This window comes from Acetobacter indonesiensis, from assembly GCF_000963945.1.
Taxonomy (GTDB): Bacteria; Pseudomonadota; Alphaproteobacteria; order Acetobacterales; family Acetobacteraceae; genus Acetobacter; species Acetobacter indonesiensis.
Genome location: NZ_BAMW01000030.1, coordinates 93,761 through 113,790, shown reverse-complemented (window position 1 = coordinate 113,790; position 20,030 = coordinate 93,761). Strand labels below are relative to the sequence as shown.

At 55.3% G+C, this 20,030-nt stretch carries 17 protein-coding genes; 8 read left to right on the top strand and 9 right to left on the bottom strand.

Going from position 1 to position 20,030, the window contains the following annotated elements; all coding sequences use genetic code 11:
* Window positions 1-57: 57 nt before the first annotated feature.
* Complete coding sequence (locus tag Abin_RS09225; protein ID WP_048846157.1) at window positions 58-1,017, top strand: hypothetical protein; 960 nt, start codon at window positions 58-60, stop codon at window positions 1,015-1,017.
* Window positions 1,018-1,210: 193 nt separating this feature from the next.
* Here the strand turns inward: Abin_RS09225 and Abin_RS09220 are convergent, their stop codons facing one another.
* The 4 genes from Abin_RS09220 to acnA all read right to left on the bottom strand — a co-directional run bounded on the left by Abin_RS09220 (window position 1,211) and on the right by acnA (window position 7,438).
* On the bottom strand, window positions 1,211-2,116 hold the full coding sequence (locus Abin_RS09220) for a LysR family transcriptional regulator (protein ID WP_048846156.1): 906 nt from the start codon (window positions 2,114-2,116) through the stop codon (window positions 1,211-1,213).
* Window positions 2,117-2,362: 246 nt separating this feature from the next.
* Window positions 2,363-3,880, bottom strand: coding sequence for an ABC transporter substrate-binding protein/permease (locus Abin_RS09215; protein ID WP_084593576.1), 1,518 nt, complete (start codon window positions 3,878-3,880; stop codon window positions 2,363-2,365).
* A gap of 35 nt (window positions 3,881-3,915) precedes the next feature.
* Complete coding sequence (locus tag Abin_RS09210; protein WP_048846154.1) at window positions 3,916-4,704, bottom strand: amino acid ABC transporter ATP-binding protein; 789 nt, start codon at window positions 4,702-4,704, stop codon at window positions 3,916-3,918.
* 40 nt (window positions 4,705-4,744) lie between these two features.
* Window positions 4,745-7,438, bottom strand: a complete 2,694-nt coding sequence (gene acnA, locus Abin_RS09205; protein ID WP_048846153.1) for an aconitate hydratase AcnA — start codon at window positions 7,436-7,438, stop codon at window positions 4,745-4,747.
* A 304-nt stretch (window positions 7,439-7,742) separates the two neighbouring features.
* Between acnA and ccmA the strand changes: the two genes are divergently transcribed.
* Together ccmA and ccmB are read left to right on the top strand one after the other, a co-directional pair.
* Window positions 7,743-8,414, top strand: a complete 672-nt coding sequence (ccmA, locus tag Abin_RS09200; protein WP_146867626.1) for a heme ABC exporter ATP-binding protein CcmA — start codon at window positions 7,743-7,745, stop codon at window positions 8,412-8,414.
* Window positions 8,408-9,076 carry a heme exporter protein CcmB gene (gene ccmB, locus Abin_RS09195; RefSeq protein ID WP_048846150.1) on the top strand — a complete coding sequence of 223 codons (669 nt, stop codon included), beginning with the start codon at window positions 8,408-8,410 and terminating at the stop codon, window positions 9,074-9,076. Before ccmA ends, ccmB begins: the two co-directional genes overlap by 7 nt.
* Before the next feature lie 83 nt (window positions 9,077-9,159).
* Here ccmB and Abin_RS09190 read toward each other — a convergent pair whose 3' ends face one another.
* The 3 genes from Abin_RS09190 to Abin_RS09180 all read right to left on the bottom strand — a co-directional run bounded on the left by Abin_RS09190 (window position 9,160) and on the right by Abin_RS09180 (window position 12,454).
* Window positions 9,160-10,206 carry an aldo/keto reductase gene (locus Abin_RS09190; protein ID WP_048846365.1) on the bottom strand — a complete coding sequence of 349 codons (1,047 nt, stop codon included), beginning with the start codon at window positions 10,204-10,206 and terminating at the stop codon, window positions 9,160-9,162.
* Between the two features lie 178 nt (window positions 10,207-10,384).
* Window positions 10,385-11,146, bottom strand: a complete 762-nt coding sequence (locus Abin_RS09185) for a YfdX family protein (protein WP_048846148.1) — start codon at window positions 11,144-11,146, stop codon at window positions 10,385-10,387.
* Window positions 11,147-11,323: 177 nt separating this feature from the next.
* On the bottom strand, window positions 11,324-12,454 hold the full coding sequence (locus Abin_RS09180) for a type III PLP-dependent enzyme (RefSeq protein ID WP_048846363.1): 1,131 nt from the start codon (window positions 12,452-12,454) through the stop codon (window positions 11,324-11,326).
* Between the two features lie 447 nt (window positions 12,455-12,901).
* Between Abin_RS09180 and Abin_RS09175 the strand changes: the two genes are divergently transcribed.
* Entirely contained in the window at window positions 12,902-13,891 is a 990-nt protein-coding gene (locus tag Abin_RS09175) for a YihY/virulence factor BrkB family protein (RefSeq protein WP_048846146.1), read from the top strand.
* A 191-nt stretch (window positions 13,892-14,082) separates the two neighbouring features.
* On the opposite strand, the gene Abin_RS09170 is transcribed toward Abin_RS09175, so the two are convergent.
* Window positions 14,083-14,718, bottom strand: coding sequence for a septal ring lytic transglycosylase RlpA family protein (locus tag Abin_RS09170; protein WP_306297636.1), 636 nt, complete (start codon window positions 14,716-14,718; stop codon window positions 14,083-14,085).
* Window positions 14,719-14,962: 244 nt separating this feature from the next.
* On the opposite strand from Abin_RS09170, the gene aroQ reads away from it, so the two are divergent.
* From aroQ to Abin_RS09150, 4 genes are all read left to right on the top strand, one after another.
* A complete protein-coding gene (gene aroQ / locus Abin_RS09165) occupies window positions 14,963-15,418 on the top strand; it encodes a type II 3-dehydroquinate dehydratase (RefSeq protein WP_048846140.1) in 456 nt (151 codons plus the stop codon).
* The gene (accB, locus tag Abin_RS09160) at window positions 15,415-15,873 is read left to right on the top strand and encodes an acetyl-CoA carboxylase biotin carboxyl carrier protein (protein ID WP_048846138.1); all 459 of its coding nucleotides are present in this window, start codon (window positions 15,415-15,417) and stop codon (window positions 15,871-15,873) included. Before aroQ ends, accB begins: the two co-directional genes overlap by 4 nt.
* Complete coding sequence (gene accC, locus Abin_RS09155; RefSeq protein WP_048846137.1) at window positions 15,873-17,216, top strand: acetyl-CoA carboxylase biotin carboxylase subunit; 1,344 nt, start codon at window positions 15,873-15,875, stop codon at window positions 17,214-17,216. Before accB ends, accC begins: the two co-directional genes overlap by 1 nt.
* 171 nt (window positions 17,217-17,387) lie before the next feature.
* Complete coding sequence (locus tag Abin_RS09150; RefSeq protein ID WP_048846135.1) at window positions 17,388-18,167, top strand: acetoin reductase; 780 nt, start codon at window positions 17,388-17,390, stop codon at window positions 18,165-18,167.
* Window positions 18,168-18,248: 81 nt separating this feature from the next.
* Here Abin_RS09150 and Abin_RS09145 read toward each other — a convergent pair whose 3' ends face one another.
* Window positions 18,249-19,736 carry a sugar porter family MFS transporter gene (locus Abin_RS09145; RefSeq protein WP_048846132.1) on the bottom strand — a complete coding sequence of 496 codons (1,488 nt, stop codon included), beginning with the start codon at window positions 19,734-19,736 and terminating at the stop codon, window positions 18,249-18,251.
* Window positions 19,737-20,030: the final 294 nt, after the last annotated feature.

Below are 20,030 nucleotides of genomic sequence, written 5' to 3'. Positions count from 1 at the left end.
TGCCTGTGCATCGGCCGGTGTTTTCAAGCCTGATTATTCTGAACCGAGCATTACGGCATGTCCGCTTTTACCCGTCTCTGGCAACGTGCGCCGCTCTGGCGCACGGTTCTGATTACCACTGGTGCCTGCGGCATTTTCTCCGTGGTGTTTCCCGCCCCCTGGCTGACCAACAGGCTTCCGTATTATCAGACATTGACTGATAAAGTGGGCCATATGCTCGGCCGTGCGGATGCAGGCAAACCAGCCGCCGATGCGGATGGGGAAGGCCGCCGCATGGTCTCTCAACCGCCGCTGGATGCCCAGTTTGAAGGGGTTATTCCATTTGCGGGCCGTCAGTTACCCCTGCCTGCCGGAAAATGGCACCCGGTTCTGAACTATCAGGATGATATTTCACATGGTGAGATTCTGACCTCCATTTTTGTGCGGTCAGAACAGGGCGTGGTGACAGGTTTCATTATTGCGCAGGCAACGACGCAATCCATCCCGTCCCAAGATACGCAGATGTTGCAGGATATGTGTCACAGCGGCTTCAACTTTACAGTTGGGGATCTGCCGCAGGACGGCACACAGACAGAATGCTGGCTGACATCCCCCATTCGGGTGGTTAACAACCTGTTCATTACGTCCAATCAGGCTCTACAGGGTTTGTTAAGCAGCCCGCTGTTCATTCCACCAGCTTTGCAGCGACTGGGCATGATGGGGTTTGATCTGCCCCCTATTCTGGTGGATGCCGGATGGACGCATATTGAAAAAAGCAAGTCTGGCACAGGTGTGGATTTTGCCACCATTCATACGTTGCTAAGCCCGGCGCAGGCTGGCCAGCGCGCGGTGCCGGGTGCGCCCGAAGACTGGTCCCATGCAGGCATGAACAACTCTCCCATGGTAGCGGATTTTGTAAAACGTACCGATGGATGGCTGAAAAACTGGCTGCCATATCTGCGCAAAGGATATACGAGCAGCCTGGAAGCGGGTCCTCTTCCCGCAAACGCCGCAACAGACCCCGGCTTCCACGGGTAATGCGGCGTGCCGCGAAAGGCGAACTTTTATGAATCTGGTGCATGTCAGAAGTAAAAAGCATAATGACAGGCTTTTCGCGGCTATAATTTAGCCTGCGTCTTTTACAGACGCACAATCTATTCTGAACATCGAAGCAGCCACTTTTCAGGGAAGCTACTTCTTTATCAAAAATTAAGCGTGCGTGAGAACCACCTTAGACTGACGGTGCTTCTTTCAAAACGTCTGACGATACATCAATCAGGAAATCGAGCACTGTCCGCGTCCGTAACGGCAGGGTACGGGGGCCAGTGTGTACTGCATAAAACGGCAGCGTCGGGATTTTCCAATCAGCAAACAGACGCACCAGTTTGCCTTCCTTCACCGAGTCCCGCACCAGAAATTCGGGCAACAAGCCAATCCCGATATCTGAGGAAACCGCATAAAAAACCGCCTCGCTGCTATTGGCACGAAAAACGGTTGAAGGCGCGATAACGCTTTCTTCTTCCTCACGGTAGAAGTTCCAGTCGTGCCGACCGCCACCATAGTTGTAAACAATGGCAGGGTATTCGGGCAGATCACGCGGGTGTTCTGGTGTCCCACATCGCTTCAGGCATTCTGGGGAGGCCACCAGCCATTTGCGCACTACGCCCAACTTCCGGGCAATAAGCGACCCTTCGGCAATTTCTCCCACACGTACAGCCAGATCGAGCCCTTCTTCCACCAGATCCCCAAAGGAGTCGCGCATGACGACTTCGACTGAAAGATCAGGGTGGCGTTCAAGCAGTTCACCCAGACGCTTTGTCAGATACAGACCAAATGCGGTGGTAACGCCAAGCCGCACCAGACCCGATACGGAAGCACGCCGACGCCCCAGAACGGTTTCTGCCGTTTCAAGAATTTCCAGCACTTCATAGGCATGCGGCAGAAGGCTGCGGCCATCTTCCGTCATCATCAGGCTGCGGGTGGTGCGGGCAAACAGCGTGGTGCCGTAATGCGCTTCCAGCAGGGCGATATGCCGCGAAATTGTGGGTTGGCTGACACCTGTCTCACGCGAGACAGCAGAGAAAGAGCCTGTGGCCGCCACGCGGACAAAGCTGTGTAGAGCAGAAAGAAGGTCCATCAGGTTCCGGAACGAATGTGCTTGAAGCCGCCGCCACCTGCCCAACCTGCGGGGTATGTCTGGTTAAAATGCAGCCTGACGTGCCACACCTTCACAAACACCCATCAGACCAGGCAGATCTCTGGAATAGCAACGCGAACGCTACCGTATTTATATGTGACGCATGGCCATTTTCTGCACAATTGACAGTAACACTCCTCCGCCATGTCATTTGTGCATTGAGCCATGACATAGCGGAAGCCAACGTTACCGCCGCCGGGTGTGGGGCTGGGCCAGTTTCTTTTCCGCCATTCGGGCCAGACGCACAAAAGGCAGCCCCAGAAGCAGGTATGCTGCGCCAACCATCAGGCCGGTACCGAAATAGTCAAAATAGGTTGAAGAAAGACGAATATACGTCTGCGTCAGTTCTGTCAGGGTAATGACACTGACCAGAGAAGAGTCTTTCAGAAGAGAAATAAAATCATTGGTCATGACTGGCATCACCAGACGAAATGCCTGCGGCACCACCACAAAGCGCAAGGCCTGAATGTGAGTCATGTTCAGCGCAAGGGCGGCTTCCATCTGCCCTCGCGCAACTGATTGCAGTCCTGCCCGGTAATTTTCGGCCTCATAAGCCGCGTAGTTCAGACCGAGCCCTATAACCCCGGCCAGAAACGGCCCCAAATTGATGCCAAATTCTGGCAACCCGTAAAAAATAAACAGGATTTGAATCAGCAGCGGCGTGCCGCGCACGACTTCCACATATAAAGCAGCCAGAGACGCCAATGGGGCGGGCCCATATATACGCAACAGCGCCAGTGTCAGCCCCAGACCAACCGCCAGCACCATGGACAGCAGAGAAACAACCAGCGTCAGCACCGCCCCTTTGCCCAGCAGAGGCAAAAAGCCGACATAGCGTTTCACACGGGCTGACCACCCAGCATTCCCCTGCTGGGCATCCACGTAGGCCTGCCATTCTGTCGGGGCGATATCCAGCGTTGACGAGTCTTCAGCATAGTGCGCCATTTCTGGCGTCCACAGGTTCCAACGCGCCAGAATCCGATGCAGGCTGCCATCTTTCATCATGGCGGCCAGCGCGGTATTCACCTGCTCACGCAAGGCTGCGTTCCGGCCTTTGCCAAAGGCAATGCCATAGGCAACTTTGCCAATCGGTTCGCCCACAATCTGTAAAGCCGGATTGGTCGCCCCATAATATTGTGCAATGGGCCCATCAATCAGGATGGCGTCGGTACGGCCATTCACCAGATCCATGAACACATTGGTTTCTTCTTCATAGGTGCGGACCTGCACCTGAGGATGATCAGCCAGAATCCGTTCAGCCTGTGTGGCTTTAATAGTTCCGACAACATGCCCGTCCAGGTCTTCCAGCCGGGTCAGTTGCGGACCGTTGCGCCGCACGACAATCCGTTCAGACGTCATGTAATAAGGGGCGCTGAAATCAATCCCCTCCGCGTGTTCGGGGGTTATTTCGATACCGCAGATTACCATGGCGTAAAGGCCACGCTGCAAACCGGGAATCAGGCCATCCCAGTCATTCTGCACAAATTCAAGACTGGCACCCATATGACGGCCCAGTTCCTGCATCAGATCATATTCATACCCGGTCAGGCGGGATTGATCTTTCAGGTCATGAAATGTGTAGGGCACATCGGCCGAGGCGTCTGCCGCCCAGCGTATGGGGTCAGCGGCCTGCGCAGTGTGGGAGGGTACGGAACTTAAGCCAGCCACGCCTACCAGAATGGCCAAAGCCCACACGCGCACCATGACAAAGCGCGCCAGAAAATACCGCAGGCCGTGCTTCACAGAACTGTCCTTAAAAAACGCCGTGTCCGTTCATCAACCGGGTTCACACACAGTGTTTCCGGTGGTCCGGCCTCAATAATATGACCACCATCCATATAGACGATGATATCAGACGCGACTTCGGCAAAGCGCATGTCATGCGTCACGACAATCTGGGTCATGCCTTCATTATCAAGCGTCCGCATGACGCCCAGCACTTCCTCGGCCACCAGCGGATCAAGTGCGGATGTGGGTTCGTCATACAGCATGATTTCAGGGCGCATGGCCAAGGCACGGGCAATGGCCGCGCGCTGCTGCTGACCACCAGAAAGCGAAAGCGGGTACCGCTGTGCAACGCGACCCAATCCTACTTTTTCAAGCAGGCTCATAGCTTCATCACGTTCTTCCGTGCCTGTTTCACGCTTCACCACCCGGGGGGCAAGCAGCACGTTTTCTAGAACGGTCAGATGGGGAAACAGGTTGAAGCTCTGAAACACCATGCCAACATGCGTACGCAGCTTGTGCGCCATGGCTTCATCCGCGCGTCTCCAGGCGCCCCCCTGCCGCGCAATGGTCACGCCCATGGCCGTGACAGTGCCATGGTCTGGTATTTCCAGAAAATTCAGACACCGCAGAAAAGTCGATTTTCCGCAGCCAGACGGCCCGATAATGGAGATCAGTTCGCCTTTGCGAACCTCCAGGGAGACGCCGCTGAGAATATCCCCCTCCCCGAAGCTTTTGTGCACATTCTGCGCACTCAGAACAATGGGGTCTTCATTTACAGAAAAAGCCGACCCGGTGTGCACCGGGTCGGCAGTGTCATGTCCACTTGGAACAAAACGATTTTCAGGCAGCTTTGGTCATCCCACGCAAGACATACTGGAGGATGCCACCATGCCGGTAATACTCGACTTCGTCCAGTGTATCGACGCGGCACAGAAGGGGAACATCCTGCGTAGAACCGTCTTGACGCGTAATTGTCATAATCACATCCATACGCGGCGTAATGGTTTCCAGACCTTTGATGGTGATGGTTTCATCACCCGTCAGGTTCAGGGTCTTGCGGGTTGTGCCTTCCTTGAACAGAAGGGGCAGAACGCCCATACCCACCAGATTTGAACGGTGAATACGTTCAAAACTTTCGGCAATAACGGCCTTGATCCCCAGCAACAGGGTGCCTTTTGCAGCCCAGTCACGGGATGACCCCATGCCGTATTCCTTGCCACCAAAGACGACAAGAGGGGTGTTTTCCTTCTTGTATTCCATGGCCACATCATAGATCGACCCTTCCTTGCCATCAGGGTAGTGCTTGGACAGCCCCCCTTCTGTGCCCGGAAGCATTTCGTTCTTGATGCGGATGTTGGCAAAGGTGCCACGAACCATCACGCGGTCATTCCCACGCCGTGACCCGTAAGAGTTAAAGTCACGCGGTTCCACACCATGTTCGATCAAATAACGCCCGGCGGGGGAGTCCTTCTTGATCGCACCGGCTGGGGAGATATGGTCGGTGGTGATGTTGTCACCCAGAATGGCCAGAATACGGGCATTTTCAATACCGCCGCGGGCTGCTGGTTCTGGCGTGATGTCCTTAAAGTAAGGCGGGTCCTGCACGTAGGTAGATTTTTCATCCCACTTGTAGGTTTCAGACCCGGTAGCCACCTTCAGATCCTGCCACTCCTTCGTGCCCTTGGACACGTTCTTGTAGCGCTTGATGAATTCTTCCCGGTTAATGGAAGATCCCATCAGGTCGGCAATTTCCTTATTGGAAGGCCAGACATCCTTCAGATAAACCGGCTTGCCGTCCTTGGAGATGCCAAGCGGTTCAGTCGTGATATCTTTCCGCATGGTGCCGAGAATGGAATAGGCAACAACCAGCGGCGGGCTGGCCAGATAGTTTGCCCGCACGTTGGGAGAAATACGGCCTTCAAAGTTACGGTTGCCGGACAGCACGGACACCGCAACCAGATTGTTGTTTTCAATCGCGTCCACAATATGCGATGGCAGCGGGCCGGAGTTACCGATACAGGTTGTGCAGCCATAGCCAACTGTATTGAAGCCCAGGGCATCCAGATCTTCAGACAGTTTGGAGCGATCAAGGTAATCGGTCACGACCTGAGAGCCAGGCGCCAGAGACGTCTTGACCCAAGGCTTAGGAGTCAGACCCAGAGCACGCGCCTTACGCGCCACAAGCCCCGCTGCAATCAGCACTGCCGGGTTGGAAGTATTGGTGCAGGACGTAATCGCCGCAATAACGATATCACCCTGACCAATTTCGTAATTGGTGCCCGCAACCGGAACTTTTTTATTGGCATCGTTGGCAGGCACGCCAAGAGAAGACGTCAGTTCTTTTTCGAACTCGGTCTTGGCGGCGGTCAGCACAACACGGTCTTGCGGACGCTTGGGACCGGAAATAGACGGCACAACAGTGCTGAGATCTAGTTCAAGAACATCCGTGAAGACAGGTTCTGGTGTGTCAGATGTGCGGAACATATCCTGCGCACGCAGATAGTCTTCCGTCAGCTTGATGCGGTGTTCGTCTCGGCCGGTTTCACGCAGGAAGTCGAGCGTGAGCGTATCAACCGGGAAGAAGCCACAGGTTGCGCCATATTCCGGTGCCATGTTCGCAATGGTTGCACGGTCAGCAACCGGCAGATGGTCGAGTGCCGGGCCGAAGAATTCAACAAACTTCCCAACCACACCCTTCTTACGAAGCATCTGGGTAACGGTCAGAACCAGATCGGTCGCCGTAGCGCCTTCTGGCAGTTTGCCGGTCAGCTTGAAGCCGATCACGTCCGGGATAAGCATGGCAATCGGCTGACCCAGCATGGCGGCTTCAGCTTCAATACCTCCAACACCCCAGCCCAGAACGCCCAGACCATTGATCATGGTTGTGTGGCTGTCTGTGCCGTACAGTGAGTCAGGGTAAACATAGTCCTTACCACCAACGTTGGCGGTCCATGCGACCTGCGCAATATATTCCAGGTTCACCTGATGGCAGATACCCGTATCGGGCGGCACAACGGAGAAGTTTTCAAACGCTTCCTGACCCCAGCGCAGGAAGGCGTAACGTTCACCATTGCGTTCAAATTCAAGCGTGATGTTTTTCTGAAGCGCATCGGCAGAGCCGTAAACGTCCACCATCACGGAATGGTCGATGACCAGATTGACGGGAACCAGCGGGTTCACCTTCTGTGGGTCACCTTTCAGCTTCACAATGCCATCACGCATTGCCGCAAGATCAACCACAGCGGGAACACCCGTAAAATCCTGCATCAGAATGCGGGAAGGCTTGAACGGCACTTCCTTTGTGCTGCTGCCCTGTGGCAGCCAGCCCGCAATTGCCTTGGCATCATCAATGTTGTAGGAGCGGCCGTCTTCAAAACGGAGAATATTTTCCAGCAGTACCTTCAGCGAAACCGGCAGCCGACTGACATCGCCGATTGTTTTTGCCGCTTCGGGAATGGAAAAATAATGATAGGTCTTGCCGTCAACATCCAGCGTACGACCTGTTTTCAGTGAATCGTGCCCAACCGTCTTCATTTAACCCTATCTCCCCTATCACAGCCCATGGCTGGTGATACGTTCCGGAAGCCGATGCCCCGCACGTATGGGGGGCCTTATGCACACCCGCTCTTCCGGGTGCCCGACTTGATATCCCGTTGGCAGTAGAACATACCGGCAGACACATCAGGCACAAGCCGGAGCCCGACCACGAGAACGCGAGCACCCCGGCATTGGCTGATTTTGGTAGGTAACATTAAGGGGAAGTCCCATCTCCGAGAGCGTTTTCTGTGGGAATGGACCACATCTTGATCCACTTTCCCCCTCCGGCACACCACGGCTTGTGGCAGAGTCTCTCTCGGTTTTCCGGGGTGACCGGCTGGTGCTTGATGACGTCAGCCTGACCCTGCACGCAGGGGAAGCCATGCTGTTGACCGGGCCCAATGGTGCTGGGAAATCCACCCTGCTGCGTGTTCTGGCTGGTTTACGCCGCCCCGACAGCGGCACCCTGTTGTGGGATAACACCCCTATTCAGGAAGACCGCACGACCCATGCGGCGCGTGTGGCGTATCTGGGCCACCAGGATGCGCTTAAGCCCAGCCTGAGCGTTCTTGAAAATCTGCATCTTTTTGCCCGCGCTGGCGGTGGCTCCATCCCCGATGCGCTGACAGCCGTTGACCTACTGCCATTGGCTGACCTTCCTGCCCGTCTGCTGTCTGCTGGTCAGAAACGCCGTGCCGCCTTGGCTCGTGTCCTCCTGGCCAAAGCCCCCTTATGGTTGCTGGATGAACCAAGTCTGGGGCTGGATGCCAATGCAATTGTCTTACTGGGGCAAGCCATAGCGCATCACCGGGCACAAGGTGGCGTCGTTATTGCGACAACACATGTTCCCTTGCCGCTTGACGATGTACGACACCTCGCCCTGCCGGGTGCGCCGCCCCCTGTTGACAGATGGTGGGATGAACAAGGCGACGAGGAAACGCGTCTTCTTCAGACGGAGGCCGAAGAATGGTAAGCCTGTTCTGTGCCGTCATATTCCGTGATTTGCGGCTGGCCTTGCGGCACGGGGCAGACACTTTGGGGGCAGTGCTGTTCTTTATTCTGACAGGCACATTGTTTCCGCTGGCCCTAGGGCCATCCCCTGACCTTTTGCGCCATATGGCCCCCGGCATTATCTGGGTTTGCGCGCTATTGGCCGCCCTGCTGCCGCTTGATCGCCTGTTCGGGGCTGAACTGGAAGATGGGTCACTCGATCAGCTTTTGCTGATAGGGCTGCCACCGTCTTTGGTTGCCTTGGCCAAAATGACTGCGCATTGGCTGACAACAGGGCTCCCCCTGCTGATTGCCGCAGTGCCTTTGGCCATTATGCTGGGGCTGCCCGCTTCAACCCTGCCTATTTTGCTGGCAGGGTTACTTTTGGGGTCAATGGTGTTGTCTCTGGTTGGGGGGATGGGGGCCTCCATTGTTTTAGGGGCCCGCCGCGGGGGGGTGCTGTTACCGCTTCTGGTCTTGCCACTGATCACACCTGCATTGATTTTTGGGGCCGCCGCCATTGATGCAGCCCGAACCGGGCTACCCTGGGCACCTGACCTTGAACTGCTGGGCGCTTTTCTGGCTGGGGCCATTCCCTTATGCCCTCTGGCTGCCGGGGCAGGATTACGCGCTGCTGTAGAATAACCCCATATGATGAAGGCCGCCCTAATAGGAGCGGCCTTTTTTCTGTCAAACCAATACGCTTCGTCGCAACTTGAAACAAAGCGTCATGGTGCCGGGTTGGAATGTACCTGATGAATAGCGTTAATTTTCGCCTCTAGTTCAGGCGTTATGGTGACGTCCACCGAACCAAGGATAGTTGCCAACTGATCCGTGCTGGTGGCACCGATAATATTGGACGTGACAAACGGTCGGGACGTCACGAATGCAACTGCAAGTTGCACAGGGTCAATCCCTTCTTCGCGTGCAAGGGCCAGATAGGCTTCAATGGCCACATCGACCCCCGGCTTCTGATAACGCTGCCCGCGGTCAAACAACGTGGTACGGGCTCCCGCAGGGCGAGCACCATTAAGATATTTTCCCGTCAGATAGCCTTGCGCAAGTGGTGAATAAGCCAGCAATCCGACCTTTTCGCGCAGGGCAAATTCAGCCAGACCAATTTCAAACGTGCGGTTAATCAGGTTGTAGGCATTCTGGATTGAAGCAATACGGGGTGCCCCGGAGGAAGCAGAGGCCAGATATTTTGCCACGCCCCATGCTGTTTCGTTCGACACACCGACATGGCGAATTTTGCCTTCTGTCACCAGATCACCCAGAACACCGAGTGTTTCTTCAATAGGCACTTCATCCGCGTCAGACACGGCGGTGAAGGTATTTCCGCCTTCGCCAAAGAGCCCCAGTTTCCGATCCGGCCAATGGAGTTGGTACAAATCAATATAATCAGTGCCCAAACGCCGCAGAGATCCCTCAAGCGCGTAACGGATCTGTCTTGGCGTCAGGCGGGTTTCTTCACCACCGGGGCGAAACCACGGGAACGCACTGCGCCCCACTGCTTTGCTGGCAATAACCAGTTTGTCCCGCTGCCCGCGAGCTTTAAGCCATGTACCGATAATGGTTTCAGTTGCCCCCTGCGTTTCAGGCCGCGGAGGGATGGAGTAAAGTTCAGCCGTATCAATAAAATTGATGCCATGCTCCAGCGCCATATCCAGCTGCGCATGTCCTTCGGCTTCTGTATTCTGCTGACCGAATGTCATGGTGCCGAGGCAGATCTCACTGACCAGAATGCCAGTACGGCCCAGTTCACGCTGTTTCATGCTGAGGAAACCCAATAGGTAATAAAGACAGGAAAGGGGCTGAAAGCCTGTTTTGCCTTCAGCCCCACCACAACCAGTGTCTTCATTATCCACGCACAAAGCAAGGGTGTAAAAAATTTTACATTTTTGTGTGCTTGTTAAGTGGTGGCCAGATAGAAAAGGTTTTGCGCGCTGTTTTCTATTTCCCGTCAGATTTTCTTGGCGAGGCACCGTCTGACAGAGGGTGAGAAACCGCCTGAATATCAACAGACGCATAACGCACGGAGTTTTCGACAGCCCGTAATGCTTCGCTGGCTTTATACGGGTCATTTTTCAGAATTTTTGCCGCGCGAGCTACGTCCTGCCGCGCCTGCTCCAGCGGTACTGCGGCAATAATATAGTCAGCATCCACGCCGGAAATTTTCAGCACTTCTGACGCACGGGCCGTATTGCCTGCTTTCAGATGACGGTTTGCCGCAGCCAACGCAGCCGTTTTTTCTGATGTTGGCTCAATCGTTTCATCCAGCACCAGTTCCCCATCAATCGGCAACCATGCCACTTGCTTGCCACCCGATGGAACAGGCCGAGGCGGTTGCTGACGCACCTTGTTAGGCATCAGTTCGTCTTCCGCTTTCTGAAAAGCAGTGTTGTCTTGACCAGCCCGCTCAAGCGCATCCCGTGCGCTGGTGATAAAAAGACCGGCTGTTTTGAGATCACCATCAAAAATGGCGTGGCGCGCCAGACCGACGTCTTCAAAGGCGGTATTGCCGTCAACCGAAAGGCGCCCGAAATCCTGTGACGCCAATGCTGCCAGTTGGATCTTTTCAGGCCCCTGTGGCCCGACAGAGGAAGCGGCTGATGCTTCAGGAGTCTGAGCCATGGCCGCAGGTGTCTGGGCCAGAGCTGGCACAATAACGGCTGAACATAGGCAACCGGCCATTAGCAAAGCTGAGATTTTCATGAGTTCTCTTCCTCATCCCTCTTGCGCATTCATGCGGTAATGATGCGCTGAAACATAGCGGGACAAGGCAGCCCTGCACAAAGCAGGAATGAACAAGGGGCTGATCACATCCGCGAGCAGCTAAAAAACAAGCTGGCGCAAGAGGTTACCCCCCTTGCGCCAGAAAAACATGGCAGATCAGATATAATATTCAGTCAGCGGCTTGAAACCGTTGAAACGGGTCGAGCAATAGGTCGAAACATAGGCACCAGTGGAGAGCAGATCGATCTGATCACCCGATTCCAGACCCAGCGGCAGTTCGTAGGCGGTTTTTTCGTACATGATGTCCGCACCGTCACAGGTTGGACCAGCAATCGCTACCGGACCTGTGGGTGTGCCATCGCGATCAGTACGGATTGCGTAGCGGATGGATTCCCCCTCCGTTTCCGCCAGACCACCAAAACGCCCGATATCCAGATACACCCAGCGCGGACCGTCTTCACGACCACGGCGGCTGACCAATACCACTTCAGACCGCACAACACCGGAATCACCCACGATGAAGCGACCCGGCTCAACCAGCATTTCAGGCAGAGCATTACCGAAATGCTCCGTCATGGCGTGGCTGATGGCCGTCGCAAAATGGTCAATGCCCGGCACGTCATCCCGATAGCGGACCGGAAAACCGCCCCCCAGATTAACCATGCGCAGATCAAGCCCCGCAGCGCTTAGATCCGTGAACAATGCTGCCACACGCGAGATCGCAACTTCATACGCGTCAGCCGACAGTTGCTGGCTACCCACATGAAAGGACAGACCATATGGGTCTAGCCCCAGATCACGCGCTAGCAGCATCAGATCACGCGCAGAATCCAGCGTGGTGCCGAATTTGCGGGAAAGCGGCCATTCAGCGCCGTCATTATCCACCAACAGGCGGCAATAAACACGGGCACCGGGTGCATGCTGTGCCAGCTTTTCAAGCTCTTCACGGCAGTCAAACACGAACATCCGCACGCCAGCATCATAGGCTGCACAAATCGCGGAAACCTTCTTGACCGTATTCCCGAAAGAAATGGCGTCTGGTTCGGCCCCGGCTTCAAGGCAGAGAGAGACCTCTTCCCATGAAGCAGCGTCAAAGGATGAGCCCAGACCAACCAGCCGGTTCAGGATAGGCATGGCGGGGTTTGCTTTGACCGCATAATAAATGCGGGCCTGTGGAAGGGCGGAATTCAAAGCGCGATACCGAGCCTCAACCTGGTCAACATCGACCACGAGGCATGGCGTTGCCGGCTTTTGCTCGGCAATAAAACGGGCAATTTTGGGAGTCATCCCACCCATTCCCTATATCAATGCTCTTGCTGCGTTTTCTAGGCAGGAAGAGAAGTTGCGAAACGGTCTAACGGACCAGCGACCTTAGGCGAACCGTCCAAAAACAAGGCGGTCCCGATTGCCAGAACGCTTGACGTCGTTGCGTAACCTCAAAGGGCCAGTGGCACGTGCGTTGCTGCGTAGGGGGGTGCATATGAGGCCAAACCGCCACAAGCGCAAGACAAAAATAGCGTGATGCCAAAAAAACATGGAAAGGCTGGAATACTCCCGTTAAAACAGCGTTTCTTACGGTTTCTTCACGTTTCTTTTACCCCCCTGTTCGCCCCAGAACACCGCCGCTGCCGTGAAGCGAACCGCCCGTAATCCACAGGCTGCTTTGTGCAGCTTCTTGCGCGGTTCAGCCCTTTGGCCGGATGCCACACGACAAAAAAGGATGTTTGACGCACGATGCAGGTTCTCTGTGATCCCGCCACACCTTCGCACACCGAACTCCAGACAACGGCCGAGTCTCATCAAACCGGAACTGAAAAACAGGGACCGACTTTTGAGCGTCCCTCGGAATTAAAGCGCAGCGACTGGAAGAGCATTTTTATTCAGACAGCGAAAAGTCTGATTTCAGGCCCGACCACACTGGTCGCGGCGGGGTGCGCTTTTTATACCACGCTGTCGCTGTTTCCGGCCATCAGTTCGCTTATTTCCATCTACGGGCTGGCCTTTGACGTGCAGACCGTTACCCCGCAACTGGAAGTCTTGCGCAACCTGCTGCCCCCCAGTGCCTATGCACTGATTTATGACCGTATCCAGACACTGGTCGCCGAGCCTCATAGCTCGCTAACGCTGAATCTGGTCATTTCTCTGAGTGTCGCAATCTGGTCTGCCTCTGCCGCAACCCGCTCCATTTTGGCTGCACTGAATATTGCTTACAACACCAAGGAAAGCCGGAGCTTTCTGGTCTTTCAGGTCACGGCTTTAGGTATGACGCTGTCTGCTGTTCTGGGGGCCGCGTTGACGCTGGCCCTGATGGTGGCACTGCCTCTTTTGCTCAATTTGCCCGCGTGGCTGCACATTCCCACTCCTCCCGGCTCCATTGAGTTTGCTGCGCGCTGGAGCGGACCGGTAATCATGTTTACGTTCCAGATTCTGGCAACATCCGTGCTGTATCGCTTCGGGCCTGACCGTCATCACCCGGCCCTGTGGCGCTGGGTCATGCCCGGCGCTTTGTTCGCCACCATTTCCTGGATTCTGAGTGCTTCAGGCTTTTCTTATTATGTTGCCCATATTGCCAGCTACAATGCCACATACGGACCTTTGGGCGCGGTTATTGCCATCATGATGTGGTTTTTCGTTAGCGCCTGGGTGGTTTTGATGGGTGCAGAACTGAATGCCGAAATGGAAAGCTACGCACGCGGGGAACGCCGGAAGCCAATCGAGCTTTAGACCCCAGATTTCACTGCCTAAAAACACACTCTGTCAGCGTGCCAGTCTCTAAGAATGGCACGCTTTTTTATGTCCAAATGGTTCTCTGCCGGTCTGCGGATCTGCGCTCTTTCACCTGACCAGAGGACACAAAAAAAGCGATGAAAGCACAGCCCTCATCGCCCCGTTCGTTTCTTGAAGCTTTTAGTAATTCAGTGTTTGCCGTGTCTTACACGTGGGCGCTGAATCTGACGCACTGTGTGCCCCTTGGCAGCTTCAATCTGCATGACAGAAGAGGACTCAAGAGAGTCTGATCCATCCTGCGGTGCGGAAGCCACTTCGATGGGGGCTGGCTCAACTTTCACGTGGGCCACACCGGCACCCAGCATACCAATCTGCGCTGCGGCTGCCTGAGACAGATCGATAATCCGACCACGGCTATAGGGCCCACGGTCATTGACGGTCACAACGACAGAGCGACCGGTTTCTTCGGATGTAACCAGAAGTTTGCTGCCAAGCGGTGCGGTAGGATGCGCTGCCGTAAGGCTGGCTTTATTGAACGCGGCACCAGACGATGTCCGATGGCGGTTAAAACGGCCGCCGTACCAGCTTGCCACACCCTTCTGGGAAGCGTGATGCCCCTTACCAGCGGCAGGGTTCACAAACGTGGGGTCTTTCTGCTCACGCGCGGCCAGCGCACGCTTTACAGAATCGGCCCAGCTTGTGCCGTTCAGTCCATCATCTGCCGCACGGGCAGAGGAGGCTGATGCCATGGTGGCCATAACAAACACACTTCCAAGAAGTGCCCGGCGCAGGGCTGACATCCGCTTTTTTACTCCGTCGTTCATTAAAATTTCCTGAGTAAAGCCGTTGCACGCTCAAAAAAGCAACCTGTTTTTCTCTTTCAAAGCTTTTGGTCTTCCTGTTTCCTGCCGGGGCCTGATGGCAAAAAAAGGGCGTCTTTCGGGCCAAATTGCTCCCGACATCCCACATATGGCTAAAATGGAAAGCTGGTTTTTCCTTAATTTTCAGGTAGCAGGCGCATCTCTTCTCTTGGATGCCGCGTAGCATCGTGCTACGGCCCGAGGCACTATGGAAAGACCCCTCATTGCTGTGCTGAACGGCCCCAACCTGAATATGCTTGGCCAGCGCCAACCCGAAATCTACGGGCGCGCCACCTTGGATGATGTAGAACAGATCTGCATTCAGGCCGCTGATAAGCTCGATCTGGCCATAGATTTCCGGCAGACCAACATCGAAGGCGAGCTGATTTCTTGGGTGCAGGAATGCCGCAAGCGTGCGCGTGGCATCATTATTAACCCCGCAGGTTACAGCCACACATCCGTTGCCCTTCTGGATGCGCTGCTGGCCACAGATCTGCCGGTAATTGAGGTTCATATCTCCAACATTCACCGCCGCGAGCCATTTCGCCACATGTCGTACGTCTCCCGCGCCGCCGTTGGCGTTATCTGCGGGCTAGGCGTGACAGGGTATTCTCTGGCATTGCAGGCAATGACCGATCTTATTCTACAAGAGGATGACCAATGAGCGGATTGCTCGTAGATGCAGATGCCATTCGGGCATTGGCTGAAATTCTGACCGACACCGGGCTGACAGAAATTGAAATTGCGGAAAAAGACAGCCGCATTCGTGTTGCCCGTGCCCCGGCTTCCGTTCAGGCCGTTGCAGCACCTGTTGCTGCCCCAGCACCTGTGGCAGCGCCCGCAGCAGCCCCCGTACCGGCTGCCCCGGCTGACCTTTCACGCCATCCGGGTGCTGTAAACAGCCCGATGGTAGGGGTGGCTTACCTGACGCCTGACCCGTCCTCCCCTCCGTTCGTGAGCGAAGGCCAGATTGTCAGCGCCGGTCAGACCCTGCTGCTGATTGAAGCCATGAAAACCTTCAACCAGATCAAGGCCCCGAAGTCTGGCACGGTTAAGACCCTGCTGGTCGCTTCTGGCGATCCGGTCGAATTTGGCCAGCCGCTTGCCATTATCGAGTGATGTTTTCAAAAATCCTCATCGCCAATCGCGGCGAGATTGCCCTTCGTATCCTGCGCGCCTGCCGGGAACTCGGCATCAAAACTGTGGCGGTTCATTCCACTGCGGATGAAGACGCCATGCACGTGCGTCTGGCAGACGAAGCCGTCTGCATCGGGCCTGCTGCCTCGCGCGATTCGTATCTGAATGTGGCTGCCATTCTGTCTGCCGCAACCATCACCGGGGCTGAAGCCATTCACCCCGGTTACGGCTTTCTGTCTGAAAATGCAGATTTTGCCGAAACGGTTGAAGCCCACGGTCTGACCTTTATTGGCCCGACGGCAGACCATATCCGCATGATGGGCGACAAAATTACCGCCAAAACCACCATGGAAGCCTTGGGCGTTCCCTTGGTGCCCGGTTCTGACGGTGAACTGACAAGCCTGGACCAAGCCCGGACCGTTGCGGAACAAGTCGGCTATCCGGTGCTTATCAAAGCTACCGCTGGTGGCGGCGGGCGTGGCATGAAAGTGGCGCGTGACGCCAGCGAAATTGAAGAAGCGTGGAGCGTGGCCCGTACGGAAGCCCGCACGGCTTTTGGTAATGACGCCGTTTATCTGGAAAAATATCTGGATAAGCCCCGCCATATCGAGCTTCAGATTCTGGCCGACAATTACGGCAGCGTGGTCCATTTTGGTGAACGTGACTGTTCCCTGCAGCGGCGCCACCAGAAACTGCTGGAAGAAGCTGGCTCCCCCGTTCTGACAGCAGAAGAACGCGATGCCATTGGCCGCACCGCCACGGACGCACTTTCCAAAATGGGTTACCGGAACGCTGGCACGCTGGAGTTTCTGTATCAGGATGGGCAGTTCTGCTTTATCGAGATGAATACCCGCCTGCAGGTGGAACATCCGGTAACGGAAATGGTGTGCGATGTTGATTTGGTGCGTGAGCAGATCCGTATCGCTGCCGGTGAAAAGCTGGGTTACACGCAGGATGATGTGACGTTCTCTGGCCATGCCATTGAGTGCCGTATCAATGCCGAAGACCCGGATACGTTTGCCCCTTGCCCCGGTACTGTAGCTGTTTATCATCCGCCCGGTGGGTTGGGTGTGCGTGTCGATAGTGCGCTTTATACCGGCTACCGCGTGCCCCCTTATTACGACAGCATGATTGCCAAGGTGATTGTCCACGCGCCGACACGGGCGCAGGCCATTGCCCGTATGCACCGTGCGCTGGATGAGTTTGTGGTGGAAGGGATCAAGACCGTTATCCCGCTGCACCGACGGATTCTGGCAGACCCGGAATTCCAGAAAGGTGACTACACCATTCACTGGCTGGAACAGTTTACAAGCCGCCCGCACTGATTTTTCAGACGGACGCAAAAGCCCGGTTTCTGCATGGAAGCCGGGCTTTTTTTATGGCTATGCCTGCCTGTGTTCACCTGCTCGTGATTTCAACCTGCCGCACCATGTCGGCACGGTTGCCTTCTGCTGCCCGGCATGGTGCCGTGCACCCCTTCAGAGAAAGCAAACCTTATGTCTCTCTCAGGTAAAACCGCCATTGTAACAGGTGCTGCACAAGGCATCGGCCGCGGCATTGCCCTTCGACTGGCACAAGATGGTGCAGATATTGTTCTGACTGATCTGAAAAAAGACAAACTTGATGCCGTAGCGGCAGACATACAGGCACTAGGCCGGAAGACGCTGTGCGTAACAGCGGATGTAAGCCAGCGCGATCAGGTTTTCAGTGTGCTGCAACAGGCCAGTCAGGCGTTTGGCCCTGTCGATATTATGGTCAACAACGCTGGCATTGCGCAGGTGCGCTCACTTCTGGAAGTAACGCCCGAAGAAGTGGAAACTATTTTCCGCATTAACGTGCAGGGCACATTATGGGGCATTCAGGCAGCCGCAAAGACATTCAAGGCACAGGGTACGCCGGGCAAGATTATCAATGCATGCTCCATCGCTGGGCACGAGAGTTTTGCGTTTCTTGGTATTTATTCGGCCACCAAATTTGCTGTGCGGGCACTGACACAAGCTGCCGCCAAAGAACTGGCATCGGCTGGCATAACAGTAAACGCTTACTGCCCCGGTGTGGTCGGCACCGATATGTGGACGGAAATTGACCGCCGCATGGCTGAAGAAACCGGCGCACCAGTCGGCGAGACCTACAAGAAATACGTAGAGGGCATTGCGCTGGGCCGGGTAGAAACGCCTGAAGATGTTGCAGCTTTTGTAGCGTATCTGGCCAGTGCGGACGCCAATTACATGACAGGGCAATCTGTCATGATCGATGGTGGACTGGTGTATCGGTAATACGCGAACTGAAATAATTTTCCAGCCACACACAAAAAAGGCTCCCGAATGGGAGCCTTTTTTTCAGTCTGCGCCTGAATCTTAGGCGGCAGATGTAACCCCGGCTTCTTCGGCCTCTTCGTCATCGTAAGAGCGAATGCGTGGGTCTTCCCCCCGACGTGGCTTAAATTCACCACGGCGTAGGGCTGTCTCAATATCTTCCAGCGTTGCCCCGGCTGTTTCAGGCACAAAGAAGTAAACAAAGAGAACAGATGCCAGATTAACCCCGGCATATATCCACATGGTACCACCCAGCGTCACAAGCTGCACCAGTGTCAGCGCCGTTGCTGTCACCAGCAGATCCGCACCCCACAGCACCGCAGCATGCACGCTGGTTGCGGCTGCACGCATCGGCAGCGGGAACAGTTCCGCACCCAGCAGCCAGCCAACAACCTGAATACCGCCCGAATTGAACATCATGAACAGCAGCATGAAGGCAATGGTCACCCAGCTTCCCACACTGCCTTTATCCGGGTGGATGGCAAACATGATTCCCAGCCCTACCAGACTGATAACGGAACCCGGCCCCATGATGAGCACCAGACGACGACGCCCGATTTTATCCACAAACAGGCAGCCCAGCAGCGTCATGACCAGATACACAATGGCAATGCCAAGGCTGGCCAGCAGAGCGGCAGAATTACCGAATCCGGCATCAGACAGGAAAGTCGGGGCGTAATAAATCATCATTTCCAGCCCACCAGCCTGCGTAAAGAAGGCAATACCGAGGGCTGCAATCAGAGCCGGACGGGCAAATGGCAGCATCAGCCCTTTCCATCCGCGTTCGTCTTCATCCATGTTGGCGGTGTTTTCATGGATTTCGTGAATTTCACGTCGAATGGCTTTGCGTGAGGTTCGCACACGGCTGAGTTGCTCAACCGCTGATTCCAGCCCTTCGTTTTCGGCGGTCCAGCGTGGGCTTTTCGGCAGAAAGAACATGCAGACAAAAACAAATGCCGCAGGCAGTGCCGCGACCGAGATCATAGGCCGCCAGCCCCACGCATCCCGCATGGTGAACCCGACAAGGTTGGCCAGAAAGATACCAACCCCGATGGCCACGTTAAACAATGTGACCAAATTACCGCGCTTGCTGGCCGGTGCCAGTTCGGAAATATAGGTGGGCACAACCTGTGTTGCCCCCCCAACCGCCAGCCCCAGAAACAGGCGCGACAAAACCAGCGACGTCACATCAGGTGAGCGCGAACAGGCCACGGCCCCCAAAACAAAAACGGCCGTCACCACCATGACGGAGACCCGGCGCCCAAACCGCTCAGACAGATAGGAAACGCCGAGCGCCCCCAGCACGGCCCCGACCAGAATGGCCGATGTCACCATTTCCTGCTGGCCGGAAGTCAAATGGAAGTCTTTAGTAATAAGAAGAAGAGCACCGGAAATAATACCAGTGTCATATCCATAAAGACCACCACATATGGCTGCGACTATCGAGGCAATCCATAAGACACGATGCGCGTTTGGCGAAATCTCAACATTCGCAATTGCTTCTTGAGCACGTTTTCTTTCTGCTTTCATGCCTGCATAATGCCACAATATGACAACGGTTGCATAGAAATTACATTTTTTTATTAATTATGTTACGATGTCGGGCTGGACTCTACTTCAAACCGGTTTGCCACACGGCTATGTGCGCATCCCTGCGGCCTTGGCGTCCCGAATTCTCTTGACAGAAAAACGCGTAAAGCTATCTGATTCCCACACAACCAAGGGGGGTTCCGGCAAGGAACTGAGAGGCCACTGGTTCTGGCAACAGAACAGCGCGTGGCGACCCTGCCGCCAGCATGCATGATGCCGCTGGCGGGGAACCTG

Bases quoted from the DNA above. Each gene is read 5' to 3' on its own strand.
- Abin_RS09150 (WP_048846135.1), top strand. From the start codon at position 17,388: ATGTCTCTCTCAGGTAAAACCGCCATTGTAACAGGTGCTGCACAAGGC.
- ccmB (WP_048846150.1), top strand. From the start codon at position 8,408: ATGGTAAGCCTGTTCTGTGCCGTCATATTCCGTGATTTGCGGCTGGCC.
- Abin_RS09185 (WP_048846148.1), bottom strand. From the start codon at position 11,146: ATGAAAATCTCAGCTTTGCTAATGGCCGGTTGCCTATGTTCAGCCGTT.
- Abin_RS09225 (WP_048846157.1), top strand. From the start codon at position 58: ATGTCCGCTTTTACCCGTCTCTGGCAACGTGCGCCGCTCTGGCGCACG.
- aroQ (WP_048846140.1), top strand. From the start codon at position 14,963: ATGGAAAGACCCCTCATTGCTGTGCTGAACGGCCCCAACCTGAATATG.
- Abin_RS09145 (WP_048846132.1), bottom strand. From the start codon at position 19,736: ATGAAAGCAGAAAGAAAACGTGCTCAAGAAGCAATTGCGAATGTTGAG.
- accC (WP_048846137.1), top strand. From the start codon at position 15,873: ATGTTTTCAAAAATCCTCATCGCCAATCGCGGCGAGATTGCCCTTCGT.
- Abin_RS09175 (WP_048846146.1), top strand. From the start codon at position 12,902: ATGCAGGTTCTCTGTGATCCCGCCACACCTTCGCACACCGAACTCCAG.
- Abin_RS09170 (WP_306297636.1), bottom strand. From the start codon at position 14,718: ATGAACGACGGAGTAAAAAAGCGGATGTCAGCCCTGCGCCGGGCACTT.
- Abin_RS09180 (WP_048846363.1), bottom strand. From the start codon at position 12,454: ATGACTCCCAAAATTGCCCGTTTTATTGCCGAGCAAAAGCCGGCAACG.
- accB (WP_048846138.1), top strand. From the start codon at position 15,415: ATGAGCGGATTGCTCGTAGATGCAGATGCCATTCGGGCATTGGCTGAA.
- Abin_RS09215 (WP_084593576.1), bottom strand. From the start codon at position 3,880: ATGGTGCGCGTGTGGGCTTTGGCCATTCTGGTAGGCGTGGCTGGCTTA.
- Abin_RS09220 (WP_048846156.1), bottom strand. From the start codon at position 2,116: ATGGACCTTCTTTCTGCTCTACACAGCTTTGTCCGCGTGGCGGCCACA.
- acnA (WP_048846153.1), bottom strand. From the start codon at position 7,438: ATGAAGACGGTTGGGCACGATTCACTGAAAACAGGTCGTACGCTGGAT.
- Abin_RS09190 (WP_048846365.1), bottom strand. From the start codon at position 10,206: ATGAAACAGCGTGAACTGGGCCGTACTGGCATTCTGGTCAGTGAGATC.